The 13,299-nt window shown below is 75.5% G+C and carries 8 protein-coding genes; 6 read left to right on the top strand and 2 right to left on the bottom strand.

Features of this window, described 5'->3' with window-relative positions; all coding sequences use genetic code 11:
- Window positions 1-54: 54 nt before the first annotated feature.
- Window positions 55-618 carry a hypothetical protein gene (locus ACIRST_RS19250; RefSeq protein WP_350519944.1) on the bottom strand — a complete coding sequence of 188 codons (564 nt, stop codon included), beginning with the start codon at window positions 616-618 and terminating at the stop codon, window positions 55-57.
- A 252-nt stretch (window positions 619-870) separates the two neighbouring features.
- Here ACIRST_RS19250 and ACIRST_RS19245 point away from each other — a divergent pair, with 252 nt between their 5' ends.
- Window positions 871-2,886, top strand: coding sequence for a serine/threonine-protein kinase (locus ACIRST_RS19245; RefSeq protein WP_402803205.1), 2,016 nt, complete (start codon window positions 871-873; stop codon window positions 2,884-2,886).
- Between the two features lie 16 nt (window positions 2,887-2,902).
- Here the strand turns inward: ACIRST_RS19245 and ACIRST_RS19240 are convergent, their stop codons facing one another.
- Window positions 2,903-3,433: an SHOCT domain-containing protein gene (locus ACIRST_RS19240; protein ID WP_402803204.1), complete on the bottom strand. Its 531-nt coding sequence runs from the start codon at window positions 3,431-3,433 to the stop codon at window positions 2,903-2,905.
- A gap of 56 nt (window positions 3,434-3,489) precedes the next feature.
- On the opposite strand from ACIRST_RS19240, the gene ACIRST_RS19235 reads away from it, so the two are divergent.
- The 5 genes from ACIRST_RS19235 to ACIRST_RS19215 all read left to right on the top strand — a co-directional run bounded on the left by ACIRST_RS19235 (window position 3,490) and on the right by ACIRST_RS19215 (window position 12,287).
- Window positions 3,490-4,620 (top strand): hypothetical protein, encoded by a 1,131-nt coding sequence (locus tag ACIRST_RS19235; protein WP_402803203.1) that lies wholly within the window; start codon window positions 3,490-3,492, stop codon window positions 4,618-4,620.
- Window positions 4,621-4,781: 161 nt separating this feature from the next.
- The gene (locus ACIRST_RS19230) at window positions 4,782-6,524 is read left to right on the top strand and encodes a protein kinase (RefSeq protein ID WP_402803202.1); all 1,743 of its coding nucleotides are present in this window, start codon (window positions 4,782-4,784) and stop codon (window positions 6,522-6,524) included.
- A 153-nt stretch (window positions 6,525-6,677) separates the two neighbouring features.
- Window positions 6,678-8,309 (top strand): succinic semialdehyde dehydrogenase, encoded by a 1,632-nt coding sequence (locus ACIRST_RS19225; RefSeq protein ID WP_402803201.1) that lies wholly within the window; start codon window positions 6,678-6,680, stop codon window positions 8,307-8,309.
- Window positions 8,310-8,369: 60 nt separating this feature from the next.
- Window positions 8,370-10,205 (top strand): GMC family oxidoreductase, encoded by a 1,836-nt coding sequence (locus tag ACIRST_RS19220; RefSeq protein WP_350519950.1) that lies wholly within the window; start codon window positions 8,370-8,372, stop codon window positions 10,203-10,205.
- A gap of 387 nt (window positions 10,206-10,592) precedes the next feature.
- Window positions 10,593-12,287 (top strand): hypothetical protein, encoded by a 1,695-nt coding sequence (locus ACIRST_RS19215; protein ID WP_402803200.1) that lies wholly within the window; start codon window positions 10,593-10,595, stop codon window positions 12,285-12,287.
- The last annotated feature ends 1,012 nt before the right edge of the window (window positions 12,288-13,299 follow it).

Below are 13,299 nucleotides of genomic sequence, written 5' to 3'. Positions count from 1 at the left end.
AGCACGGCGGGGGCCTTCGGGCTGTCCGGGGGCTTCCCGGTCGTCGGCGGGGCGTCAACTGCGGTCGGCCGTGCGGCGGGTGAGGAGGAAGCCGCCGATGAGGGCGATGGCGTAGAAGGCGGCGTCGAGCGGGCGCAGGTCGGCGCGCCAGCCGGCCAGGGCGTCGTGCAGGAGGCCGCGCGGGCCGGGGCCGTCGGCGTCCACCAGGCGGAGGTGTTCGGCCAGCTGACCGAGGAGGAGCGCACCGGCTGCGAGGAGGGCGCCGAGCGGCGGGAGCAGCCGGTTGCGGCCGCCGAGCCGGCCGAGCGGGAGGGCCACCACTCCGGCCTGGGCGATGGCCAGCCAGCCGAGGCTGTCGGCGGCCCGCAGCGGGGCGCAGCCGTAGGCCAGGCCGCCGAGCAGCATGGCGAGGACGGCGAGGGCGACGGCCGCGGCGGTGCGGCGGCGGGGGGCGGTCCGGGCCGCGGGGGCGACGGGGTCGTACCCGGCCACCGGGGCGCCGGGCATGCCGGGCACCACGTAGCCTTCGGGGGAGGCCGGTGCGGGTGCGACCGAGTAGTGCTGGGCGGTGTGCGGCCGGGGCGATGGGCCGTCAGCGCCCGGTGCGGGTGCGGTCATGGGCGCCGAATCCCCCCGGAAAAGACGATGAGCTGCCGAACGGTAGCAGTGATTCGAACGGATCTTGGCGAGTTTTCGATCACAGATCGGGCACGGAGCGCCGCACCGGTTCCGGTTCGTCCCGGCTTGGGACGGGGGGCGGGTGGTCCGGAGCCACCGGGACAGGGGATGATGGAGGCTTGGGCGTTCGGGCCCGGCCGGTCCGACACGCCGTCACCACGACCGCCAGCAGCACATGGGGGAACGTTCCGAATGACCCAGGCGCAGGGTTCCACCGGCCGCCTCCTGGCCGGCCGCTACCGGCTGAACGGCGTGCTCGGACGCGGTGGCATGGGCACCGTCTGGCGCGCCGAGGACGAGATGCTGGGCCGGACCGTCGCGGTCAAGGAACTGCGGATGAACGCCAGCGTCGAGGAGGAGGAGAAGCACCGGCTGATCGTCCGGACGCTGCGCGAGGCCAAGGCGACCGCACGGATCCGGCACAACTCCGCGGTCACCGTCTTCGACGTCGTCGACGAGGACGACCGGCCGTGGATCGTCATGGAGCTGGTCGAGTCCCGCTCGCTGGCCGACGTCATCCGCGAGGACGGGCCGCTCGCGCCCGGCCGGGCCGCCGAGATCGCGCTGGACGTGCTGGGGGTGCTGATCGCCGCGCACGCGCTGGGCATCCTGCACCGGGACGTCAAGCCGTCCAACGTGCTGATCGGCGATGACGGCCGGGTCGTGCTGACCGACTTCGGCATCGCCAGCGTCGAGGGCGACGCCTCCGTCACCTCCACCGGCATGCTGGTCGGCGCGCCCTCGTACATATCCCCGGAGCGGGCCCGCGGGCAGAAGCCCGGGCCGCCGGCAGACCTGTGGTCGCTGGGCGGCACGCTGTACGCGATGGTCGAGGGGCGGCCGCCGTACGACCGCGGCTCGGCCCTGGCCACACTGACCGCGGTGATGACCGAGGACCTGGCCACGCCGGTGAACGCCGGGCCGCTGCTGCCGGTGATCGAGGGGCTGCTGGAGAAGGACCCGGCCGAGCGGCTGGACGCCACGCAGACCCGGTCGATGCTCAAGCGGGTGGTCGCGGAGGCGACCGTGAAGTCCGAGTCGACCACCGAGTACGCGATGCCGGTGGAGCAGCCGGCCGTCGCGCCGGGGACGAAGTCCGCGGCCGGGCCGAGGACCGAGCCGGAGGCCGGATCCGGGGCGGAGCCCGCGAGCGAGCCGAAGCCGGAGCCGAAGCCGGAGCCGGAGCCGGAGCCGGAGAAGCCCGAGGAGGGCCGGAAGCGGCCCGTGGGCGGGCTGCTGGGGACGGTCCGGGTGGGCAGCCGGGCCCGGGACGAGGAGCCGCCCGCGGCCGCCGTGGCGGAGCCCGCCGCGAAGGCGGCGGAGCCGGCGCCCGAGCCGATCCGGCCGGTGACCAGCGAGTGGACGATGGGCGCGACGCAGGCCGCCGGGGCGAACCCGCGCACCGGCCGGCGGCGGCTGGCCATCGCCACCGTGATCGTGGTGCTGCTGCTGATCGCGGGAGTGGTCGCGGTGCTCCAGGCCGTCGGCGGTGGGAACGGCAGCGCCAAGGGCGCGTCCACCCACGGCGCCGGGTCCGGCTCGCCGGTGGCGACGACCACGGACGCCGCGCCGGGCGAGAGCGCGGCGCCGCCCGCGTCCGCACCCGCGCCCGCCGCCACGGCCACCGGGACACCGGGCGCCGGGGCCGCCACGCCCGCGGTCCCCGCTCCGGCGCCCGCGCAGCCCGCCGCCACCACGCCGGCGGCTCCGGCGCAGTCGCAGGCACCCGCCCCGGCCCCGGCGCAGCCCGCTCCGGGCGGCGCGGTGCCGGCCGGGTACCACGAGTACAAGGACCCGAGCGGCTTCTCGGTCGTCCTGCCGGACTGGCTGCAGCCGTCCGGGTCCGACGCCAACCGGCGGATCTTCAAGAACGCCGCCGACGGCAGCCAGCTGCGGATCGAGTGGACGACCACGCCGGGCGCCAGCGCCGTCGCCGACTGGCAGGAGTCCGAGCCCAACGTGCGCGGCCAGGTGACCAACTACCAGCGGTTGAACCTGGCGCCGATCACCTACCGGCAGTGGACCAACGCGGCGGACTGGGAGTGGACCAACGGCACGCCCAGGATGCACTCGCTCAACCGCGGCTTCGTGACCGGGACCCCGGCCAAGTACGGCTACTCGATCTACTGGATCGTCCCGGACGCGGAGTGGGCCGCGCAGGCCCCGGTCCGGGACGTCGTCTTCAACAGCTTCCAGCCGGCGCCGTAGCGCACGGGAGGCGGGTTCAGCCGATCAGGCGCTGCTTGGCCCGGCTGAACTCGTCCTCGGTGAGTGCCCCGGACGCGCGCAGCGCGGCCAACCGCTCCAGCTGTCCGACGAGTTGCTCGCCGTCGGAGGGCGCGGCGGCGGCCGGCTTCCCCGGCGCCGCGGCGGTGCGGGCGAGCCGGGCGGACTCCCGGAGCCGCTCGGCGAAGACGTCGGCCTTGGCCACGTCCTCGAAGCGGTGCGAGCCGGTCAGCGCGACGACCGTCAGCACCTCGCCGTTGAGCTTGGTGCGGTTCACGGTGGCGCCGGTGACGGCGGTGAGCGGAACCGGTACCGGCGGCTTCCCGTCCTTCAGGAAGAGCAGCCGGTGGGTGGTCAGTACGAGCACCCCCTTGCGGAAGTGGTCGGGGTGGCGGCCGGCGGTGGAGGCGACCGGCTCCTCGCCGTCGACGACGGCGGCCTCCACCGTGCGGACGGCCTCCGCCCGGTTGGCTCGGTCGGTGTTCCCCGCCACCGTGAAGGCGGTGTCGATCAGATCGGTCCAGTCCATGGGCCGAGCGTAGGGGAACCGCTCAGTAGGCTGCTCGGTGAGCGAGAGGAACTGGCATGCGAGGCGGCCCCGGGCAGTTGCTGGCGGGACGGTACCGGCTGACGGACCGTCCCGAACCCTTCCGCGCCCACGCGGTGGACGAGCGGACCGGCGAATCGGTGCTGCTGCGCGCCCTGGAGCTGCCGGCCCTGCTGACCGCCGGTCAGGACCCGGAGGAGGAGGCGCCCGCCCAGGCGGACCGGCTGGTGCGGCGGGTGGCGGCGGTCGGCTCGGCCGCGCCGGCCGCGCACCCGCGGCTGCTGCGCGGGGTCGGGGCCTTCGTGGACGGTGAGTCGCTGTGGACGGCCGAGGAACGGCCGGCCGGGCAGACGGCGGCCGAGCTGCTGGTCGGCGGGCCGGTACCGCCGTACCGGGCGGCCGAGTTGGCGGCGGACCTGGCCGGCGCGCTGCGGGCGCTGCACGCGGCCGGGCTCACCCACGGCAACGTGACCGCGGAGTCGGTGCTGGTCTGCGAGGACGGCGCGGCGATGCTCGGCGGGCTGCTCGCCGGGGTGGCGCAGGAGGCGCTGGCCGAGGAGCTCGGCGGGCCGGGCGGGCGGCGCCGGTACGACGTCCGGGCCACCCTGGTGGGCCCGGTGGCGGAGCGTTGGCCGTTGGACGGCGGCCCGGCGGGCGACTGCTGGGCGCTCGGCGTGCTGGTGCACCGGCTGGTCACCGGCCGCGCGCCGTACCCGGAGGGCGGCGTGCCGGAGCTGGTGACCGCGGTGCGGGACGGGCGGCGCGAGCACTCCGCGGTCTGCGGGCCGCTGGGGCCGCTGGTCGAGCGGCTGCTGCAGCCCGATCCGGTGCTGCGGCCGACCGCGGAGGCGGTGTGGCGCGAACTGGCGGAGCTGCTGGCGGGCGCGCCGGAGCCGGTGGACGAGGAGCGGGTGGCGCGGGCGGTGACGCTGAAGCCGGAGGCGCCGCTGGTGCCGGTGCGGAAGCGCCGCGGCGGCCGACGGGGTGGAAACCCCGGGGACACCGGGAATGCCGGCGCGGCCGGCGCGGCCGGCGGCGCCGGAAAGCGGTCCGGCGGTGACGCGAAACCGCCGCGGATACCACCCGCCCTGCTCGGCCCGTTGCTGGTGGGGGGAGTCTTCGTCCTGCTGGCGCTGGGAATGGCCGCCGTGGTGATGTTCGCAGGCTGACGGCCCGGACGGATCGGGCAGCCCCGCTCCGGGGGGTGGGCGTGATTACCGGGGGCCGCGCGGTACGCCTAATGTGTGCGTGGGATTTGTTCGAACAGTGGTCTGCACCAGGCCCTCCGTCGCGGTGACGGCTGGCGGAATGTGTGGGGGAGCGGTCGCAGATGGGTGTGCAGGACCGGCCGGAGGCGGCCGAGGTGGAGCGGCTGCTCGCCGGGCGGTACGAGCTCGGTGAGCGGCTCGGCCGTGGCGGCATGGGCACGGTCTGGCGGGCCTGGGACCGGATGCTCGACCGCGAGGTCGCGGTCAAGGAGCTGACCGTCAACCACCTGCCCGAGGAGGACCTGCAGATCCTGCACACCCGGATGAAGCGCGAGGCCAGCGCGGCCGCGCGGATCAAGCACCCGGGCGTGATCACCGTGCACGACGTGCTGGAGCAGGACGGCCGGCCGTGGATCGTCATGGAGCTGGTCGACGGACGCTCGCTGGCCGACGTGATCAGTCAGGACGGCACCCTGCAGCCGCGCGCCGCCGCCGAGGTCGGCAGCCAGGTGCTCGCGGCGCTGCACCGCGGCCACCAGCTGGGCGTGCTGCACCGGGACGTGAAGCCGGCCAACGTGCTGCTGGAGCGCGGCACCGGGCGGGTGGTCCTGCTGGACTTCGGGATCGCCAAGTACGAGGGCTCGACCGAGCTGACCCGGCCGGGCGACCTGGTCGGCTCGCCGGACTACCTGGCGCCGGAGCGCGCCCAGGGCCAGCGGCCCGGGCCGGCCTCCGACCTGTGGGGCCTCGGCGCGACGCTGTACGCGGCGGTCGAGGGCCAGTCGCCGTTCCGCCGGGACTCGCCGATCACCACGCTGGCCGCGGTGGTCGACGAGCCGCTGCCGGAGTCGCGCCGGGCCGGGCCGCTCGGGCCGGTGCTGGCCGCGCTGATGGCCAAGGACCCGGCCGACCGTCCGACCGCGGACGAGGCGGCCCGGATGCTGGCCGAGGTGCAGGCCGGGCACACGATCGGCTTCAAGGCCGTCGCGCCGATGCGGTCGCCCACCCAGGCGGTGCCGGTGGTGGACCGCAGCGAGCGCCCCGCGGAGCCCGCGGAGGCTCCGCCGGCGGGCTCCGAGGGGCCGACCGAGCCGCAGGCCGCCGGTGTCCCCGTCGGGGCGTCCCCCGCCGTCCAGGACACCACCGGGGGCGCGGCAGCCGCCTCGCAGGCGCACACCGCTCCCGTCGCGCCGGTGGCGCACTCCGTCACGCCCGCGCGCGGCCCGGCCAAGCGCCGCAGCACCGCGAGGATCGTCGCCATCGCGCTGGCCGTCGGCCTGCTCGCGGCCGCGGGCACCTTCGGCGCCACCCGGTACGTGGTGGGCGGCGGCCCCGACGACCCGGCGCCGACCGCGCCGACCGAGTCGACCGGACCGGGGCCCAGCGGCGACGCCAGCCCCCCGGCGGCGCCCGGCGGCTACCACTGGGTCGACGACCCGGCCGGCTTCCGCTTCCCGCTGCCCTCGGGCAGCCCGGTGTGGCAGCGCTCCGCGACGTCCGACAACCAGATCTACTACAGCCCCGACAACAAGGTGCACTACCTGCAGTTCGCCGTCACCGTCGGCCAGTCGGTCAAGCCGCTGGAGCACATGCGGGAGATGGAGGGCACCGTCTCCAAGTCGCTGAAGGACTACAAGCAGCACAAGCTGACCGCCGTCGCGGTCAACGGCCACGAGGCGGCCGTCTGGGAGTTCAGCTACGCCGCCCAGGGCGGCGGCCGGCGGCGGGCGGTCGAGGCGGAGTTCATCGACGACGACGGCACCAGCTACGCGATCTACTCGTCCAGCCCGGAGAAGGGCAACGAGTGGAACGAGGCCGAGCAGCGCTTCAACGCGGTGCTCCACTACTTCACGCCGACCCGCTGACGCCGCACGTCGACCCGCTGGTGCCCTCCGCCGGCCCGCCGACGAGCCGAGCGGGACGCGGTACGGGCGGAGCGCCCCGCTTTCGCCCGACTGCGGCAGATTCTTGTTACCGACGGGTACCGGACCGGCTCCCGAAGGCCTAGGCTGCGCCGTATGTCGGACCTCACAGCAGATGCAGTGACCACCGAGCACCCCGGCGCCGGCAACCCGGCGGCCCCCGGCGGCGGCCGGACGGTCGCGTCGGCCGTTCCGCCCTCCCTGGTCGACCGGCTGGCGGCCGGCGTCACCGCCGCCGGCGAGCCCGACCTGGTGGAGACCGTCGCCCCGCTGACCGGCGAGCGGCTGGCCGGCCTGCCGCAGTCCACCCCCGCCGACGTCGAGGTCGCCTTCCAGCTGGCCCGCCGCGCCCAGCCGGCCTGGGCCGCGCTGCCGGTGCGCCGCCGCGCCGCCGTCCTGCTGCGCTTCCACGACCTGCTGCTCAAGCGGCAGGACGAGGTCCTGGACCTGATCCAGGCGGAGACCGGCAAGGCCCGGCTGCACGCCTTCGAGGAGGTGATGGCCGTCGCCATGGCCGCCCGGCACTACGGGCGGGCCGCGCACGCCTACCTCAGGGACAAGCGGCGCGGCGGCGCCCTGCCGGTGCTCACCCACACGGTCGAGGCCCGCCGTCCCAAGGGTGTGATCGGCCACATCTCGCCCTGGAACTACCCGCTGGAGCTGTCCGTCGGCGACGCGCTGCCCGCCTTCGTGGCCGGCAACGCGGTGGTCAACAAGCCCGACACCCAGACCGCGCTGACCGCGCTGTGGGCCCGCGAACTGCTGGTCGAGGCCGGGTTGCCGGCCGACCTGTGGCAGATCGTGATCGGCGACGGCCCGGTGATCGGCCCGGCCGTGGTGGAGCACGCCGACTACGTCTCCTTCACCGGCTCCACCCGCACCGGCCGGGACGTCGCCCGGCGCGCCGCCGAGCGGCTGGTCGGCGCCTCGCTCGAACTCGGCGGCAAGAACGCCATGCTGGTGCTCTCCGACGCCGACCTCGACGCCGCCGCCGCGGGCGCCGTACGGGCCTGCTTCTCCTCCGCCGGGCAGCTGTGCATCTCGATCGAGCGGCTGCTGGTGCACCGCTCGGTGGCCGACGCCTTCCTGGAGCGCTTCGCCGCCCGCACCCGGGCGCTGCGCCTCGGCGGCGGCCTCGCGTACGGCGCGGACATGGGCTCGCTGGTCTCCGTCCGCCAGTTGGAGACCACCACCCGGCACGTGGAGGAGGCGGTGAAGGCGGGCGCCACCGTGCTGGCCGGCGGCCGCGCCCGACCGGACCTCGGCCCGTTCTTCCACGAGCCGACCATCCTCGACGGCGTCACCCCGGACATGACGGTCTGCGCCGAGGAGACCTTCGGCCCGGTCGTCTCCGTCTACCGCTTCGACACCGACGACGAGGCGGTGGCCGCCGCCAACTCCACGCCGTACGGCCTGAACTCCAGTGTCTGGACCAGGGACCTGCGCCGCGGCCGGGCGGTCGCGGCCCGGCTGCGCACCGGCACGGTCAACGTCAACGAGGCCTACGCGGCCGCGTACGGGTCGATCGCCTCCCCGATGGGCGGCATGGGCGACTCCGGGTTGGGCCGCCGGCACGGCGCCGAGGGCATCCTGCGCTTCACCGAGGCGCAGACCGTCGCGACCCAGCGGCTGCTGCCGATCGCGCCCTCGTTCGGCCTGGACGACAAGCAGTTCGCCGGGCTGATGACCGGCGGGCTGCGCGCGCTCAAGGCGCTGCGCTTCCGGTAGGCCCCCGGTGGCACGCGGGCCCCGGCTCCGGGCGGGGCCCGGTTCGTGGTTCCCACACGCATGATCATCACGGTGAAGGAGCAGTGGCAGATGGTGGAGTCCGGTGGTGCGTCGGAGTTCGACTACGACGTGGTCGTGGTCGGGTCCGGCTTCGGAGGGTCGGTCGCGGCACTGCGGCTGACCGAGAAGGGCTACCGGGTCGCCGTCCTGGAGGCCGGACGGCGCTTCGACCGCGACGAACTGCCCAAGAACTCCTGGGACCTGCCGAACTACCTGTGGGCGCCGCAGCTCGGGCTGTACGGCATCCAGCGGATCCACCTGCTGGCCAACGTGCTGATCCTGGCCGGCGCCGGGGTCGGCGGCGGCTCGCTGAACTACGCCAACACCCTCTACGTGCCGCCGAAGGCCTTCTTCGAGGACCGCCAGTGGCGCCACATCACCGACTGGCAGGAGGAGCTGGCGCCGTTCTACGACCAGGCGCAGCGGATGCTCGGGGTCCGGCTCAACCCGACCGTCACCCCCTCCGACGTCCACCTCAAGGCGGCCGCCGAGCGGATGGGCGTCGCCGACACCTTCCACATGGCCCCGGTCGGGGTGTTCTTCGGCGACGGCAAGGACACCGACGGTACGGCCAAGGCGGCGCCCGGCGACGAGGTCCCCGACCCGTACTTCGGCGGCGCCGGCCCGGCCCGCAAGGCCTGCGTGGAGTGCGGCGAGTGCATGACCGGCTGCCGGCACGGCGCCAAGAACATGCTCACCGAGAACTACCTCTACCTGGCCGAACGGGGCGGCGCGGAGATCCACCCGCTGACCACGGTGGCCCGGATCCGGGAGATCGACGGGGCCGACGGGGAGCGCGGCTTCGCCGTGGACGTGCGCCGCACCGACTCCCGCTCGAAGACGGACCGGGTCAAGGCGGGCGCGCGGACCATCACCGCCGCCCGGGTGGTCGTCGCGGCCGGCACCTACGGCACCCAGTCGCTGCTGCACCGGATGCGCGCCGCCGGGCACCTGCCCCGGATCTCGGCGCGGCTCGGCGAGCTGACCCGCACCAACTCCGAGGCCCTGGTGGGCGCACAGACCACCGACCGGCGCTACGGCGCCAAGGCGGACTTCACCAAGGGCGTCGCGATCACCTCCTCGATCCACCCGGACGCCAACACCCACATCGAGCCGGTCCGCTACGGCAAGGGCTCCAACGCGATGGGCGCGCTGTCGATCGCCCAGGTCAAGGGCGGCGGACGGGCCCCGCGCTGGCTGCGCTACCTGGGCAACTCGGTGCTCCACCCGGTGACCTTCGCCCGCTCGATGAACCAGCGCGGCTGGTCCGAGAAGACGATCATCGGCCTGGTGATGCAGTCCCTGGACAACTCGATCACCGTCTCGCTGAAGAAGGGCCCGCTCGGCAAGGACCGGCTCACCTCCGGCCAGGGCCACGGCGCCCCCAACCCGACCTGGATCCCGGCCGCCGAGAAGGGCGCCCAGGCGCTGGCCGCCGAGATCAACGGCTTCGCGGGCAGCACCGTCGGCGAGATCTTCGACATCCCGATGACCGCGCACTTCCTCGGCGGCTGCCCGATCGGCGACGCCCCCGAGACCGGTGTCGTCGACCCGTACCACCGGCTGTACGGCCACCCCGGGATCAGCGTGGTGGACGGCGCGGCCGTCTCCGCCAACCTCGGCGTCAACCCCTCGCTCACCATCACCGCGCAGGCCGAGCGCGCCCTGTCGATGTGGCCGAACAAGGGCGAGGCGGACCGGCGCCCGGCGCAGGACGAGGCGTACCGGAGGGTCACCCCGGTGGCGCCGGTGCGACCGGCCGTGCCGGAGGGCGCATTCGGCGCGCTGCGGCTGCCGATGCTGCCCGTCCCGGAAGTCCCGAAGAAGCGCGACTGAAGCCGGTCCGTGCGCCCAATCCGCCTGCCCCGGTGGTCGGTTGACATTCGTTTGGGTCCGATGGGATAAACGGGCTCCTTGGGGCAGCCCAGGGACTCGTCGAACGGGGGGAACCGGTCCATGGCCAACTGCGCAGCGTGCGGTGCGACTTCGGTGGAGGGGGCGTCGGCGTGCGGTTCGTGCGGGCGGCCGCTCGCACCCCCGCCGCCGCCCCCACCCGCCGTCGGCCCGCCGGCGGTGCCGCCGGCCGGGCCGCCCGCCGTGGCGCCGGCCGCGCCGCCCGGGTACCCGGCGGGGACCGTCCCGCCCCCGGTCCCGCCGCCGCCCCCGCCGCACGGGTACGGCCCCACCGGGGGCCCCGGCGTCCCGGCGCCCGCCCCGCCCGCGGTGGGCGGCTGGGGCGCCGGGACGCCGTACGCCCAGCCGGCGCCCTTCCACCGACTGCTGACCGGGCCCGACTGGCGCCCGGCGCTCAAGGCGGCCGTCGCACCGACGGTCGTGCTGCTGCTGGCCGCCCTGATCGCGGCCGTCCCGAGCGACTACCAGTACGAGTACCGCTTCCACTCGCCCGAGTTCGGCGACCGCTTCGGCGCGACGCTGGCGATGGCACTGAACGCGCTCGGCGCGCCGTTCAGGCTCGGCTACCAGAGCCCGCTGAGCCGGGGCCACGCCGACCGGATGGACATCGTCTTCCGGGTGGCGCCGATGACCGTCACCGTCCTGTGGTGCCTGGCGCTCTGGCTCGGACTGCGGGCCGGGCTGCAGCAGCGCAAGGCGGTGGCCGGCCAGCTGACCCGGGGCCAGGCCGCGGGCGAGGCGCTGCGCACCGCCCTGGTCCTGGCCGGGGTGACCACGCTGCTCTGGGCGTTCGGCGGCACGACCTGGCAGCCCCAGGACACCTACGGCGTCCCCGACTACACCACCACCAGCGGCCGGGACCTGTCCCGGCCGGCGGTCACCGCGGAAGCCGGCTGGCTGGAGGCGGTCGGCTGGACCGTCCTGCTGGCCGGACTGCTGGCCTTCGTCGTCTACGGCACCGACGCGCTGCGCTGGGCCGCCTGGCGCAGTAGGGCGGTGCGCGGCTGGGCACTGGCCGCGCTGACCGCCGGCCGGGCCGTGGCGGTGTCGGTGGCGCTGTCCGCGGCGGCCGCCTTCGTCCTGGTCGCGGCGAACAGCACGAGCGGCGGGCAGATCGGGCTGTCGCTGGCCTTCCTGCCCAACCTCGGCCTCACCCTGCTCGGCTTCGGTTCGGGGGCGACGTTCCAGGCCCACAGCGGCGTGTCCGGCGGCGGGACGGGCTGGGGCGACCGCAGCGAGGACCTGAACATCTCCTTCTTCGACCTGCCCGACGAGGTGACCGCCGACTGGCGCTGGGCCGGTCTGCTGGCGCTGTTCGCGGCGGGAACGCTCGGCTGGACGGCCTACCGGCGGCAGCTGGACGCCGTCGACCGGCTGCGTCTGGCGGCGGTGCACGCCGCGGCGCTCACCCTGCTGATGGCGGTGGCCGGGGCGATGATGACCCGGACCTCGTCCGTGACGGGCCTGAGCACCACCGCCGGTGTGGCGGGCCAGGAGAACTCGGTCGGGCTGACCTTCCTCACCGTCCTGGCGGCCAACGCGGTCTGGGCGGTGGTCGGTGCACTGCTGGTGCCGCCGCTGCTGACGGCGGTCCGGGGCGGGGGCGCCGCCAAGGACGCCGCGTACGCCGGGGCCCCGTACGGAGGCGTTCCGTACGGAGGTGCGCCGTACGGTGGCGCGCCGCAGGGTGCCGCCGCGCATCCGCAGCCGTACGCGCCCGTGCCGCCGGCGCCGCCGTACGGGCCGACGCCGCCGCACGGCGTTCCCGCGCAGGGCGTTCCCGAGCAGGGTGCTCCCACGTCGGTGGTCCCCGCGCCGGGCGTCCCGGCGCAGGCCGCCGCGCCGTCGGACGCACCGCCCGCCCCCGCGGCCGGGGTGAGCGAGGTGCTGGGCTCGCACGGGGCGCCGCCCACCCCCGCGGGCGGGACCCCGGTCCCCGCCGACGTGCCGCAGCCCCGGGGCGAGGAGCCGGTCGACCCGACCGTCTGGCGCGAACACCCCTGAGCCGGGCGGAGCGCCCCCGGCTTCCGGAAGGAGCGGGGGGCGCCGGGGCCGGACGGGACCGGGTGCGCGGGTGGTCGGGAGGCGTCCGGAACGGGCAAAGGGCCCCGCGGGGGAACGGGGCCCTTTGTCGTTCAGCACTCGGCGTCAGGGCCGCGCCGGTGCTGGGGTGACGGCGCCGGGGGAGGAGCGCCGTCGTGTCGGTCGGCTTCGGATCGCGCCCCGCGGCTCCGGCGTGGGTCACCGGCGGTGAAGGGCGCGCACGCTCGTGGAGCGGCGGGTGGCGTGTCGGTTCACGCAGGCCCCTTGCTCACGGAGCGTGAAGTGCAAACCGCCGTCGCCTCGCTGCGCGGCGGCTGCGGAAGGTCGTCGGCGAGCCCCTCGGTGAGCCGTCAGGTCGCCGGGAGAACCGCCTACAACGAGCATCGTGCTGGACGAAGGGCTTGCTCTGCAACCGATTCGGCACAGTTCGACCCGGCTCATTTACCGGCGGGACGGCCGTCGATGATCACGGTGCGTAGTGGTTCGGGTGGTTGCGGCGCACGCGGACGCGCGTAGCGGCGTGGGACGGACAGGGGGAGTGCGCCGGTTGCGCCCCGGATCGGGCCGGGGGTGCGACGGCCGGTCCCGGGCGTCCCCGGACTCCGGCCGTCCCACCTCTCGGCCCAGTCGCGGCCGGGTTCGCTGTCCCCTGCTGGCCGGCCGCGGCACCCGCGCACGGTCCCACGGAGCCGCGCACCCGGCGGGCCGGGCGGCGGCGCCACATGCGCCGGTGGACTGGGGTGGAGCTCCACGCGTGGTCCTGCAGCCGTACGGCGGTGCCCCCGCGGGGGTCGGTCGGCGCGTCTGGCGGACGCGGCGCGGCCGTGCGGTCGTCTGAAGCAACGAACCGGGGCCCCGTCCGGTCACGGTTCTTTGGACGGGCAGACGAGTGAAACCGGACAGCCCGGTAGAATCGGTGTCCAGACACCCCACGCCCGTCGCCACCGCAGCCCCGCAGGGGGAGGCGGCTCCG

The sequence above is a fragment of the Kitasatospora sp. NPDC101447 genome (genome assembly GCF_044767225.1).
GTDB lineage: Bacteria > Actinomycetota > Actinomycetes > Streptomycetales > Streptomycetaceae > Kitasatospora.
This window is presented reverse-complemented; position numbering and strand designations above follow the sequence as displayed.

What these genes read in the sequence shown, in the direction of transcription:
- ACIRST_RS19240 (WP_402803204.1), bottom strand. Translation starts at nt 3,433, where the DNA reads ATGGACTGGACCGATCTGATCGACACCGCCTTCACGGTGGCGGGGAAC.
- ACIRST_RS19230 (WP_402803202.1), top strand. Translation starts at nt 4,782, where the DNA reads ATGGGTGTGCAGGACCGGCCGGAGGCGGCCGAGGTGGAGCGGCTGCTC.
- ACIRST_RS19250 (WP_350519944.1), bottom strand. Translation starts at nt 618, where the DNA reads ATGACCGCACCCGCACCGGGCGCTGACGGCCCATCGCCCCGGCCGCAC.
- ACIRST_RS19220 (WP_350519950.1), top strand. Translation starts at nt 8,370, where the DNA reads ATGATCATCACGGTGAAGGAGCAGTGGCAGATGGTGGAGTCCGGTGGT.
- ACIRST_RS19235 (WP_402803203.1), top strand. Translation starts at nt 3,490, where the DNA reads ATGCGAGGCGGCCCCGGGCAGTTGCTGGCGGGACGGTACCGGCTGACG.
- ACIRST_RS19225 (WP_402803201.1), top strand. Translation starts at nt 6,678, where the DNA reads ATGTCGGACCTCACAGCAGATGCAGTGACCACCGAGCACCCCGGCGCC.
- ACIRST_RS19245 (WP_402803205.1), top strand. Translation starts at nt 871, where the DNA reads ATGACCCAGGCGCAGGGTTCCACCGGCCGCCTCCTGGCCGGCCGCTAC.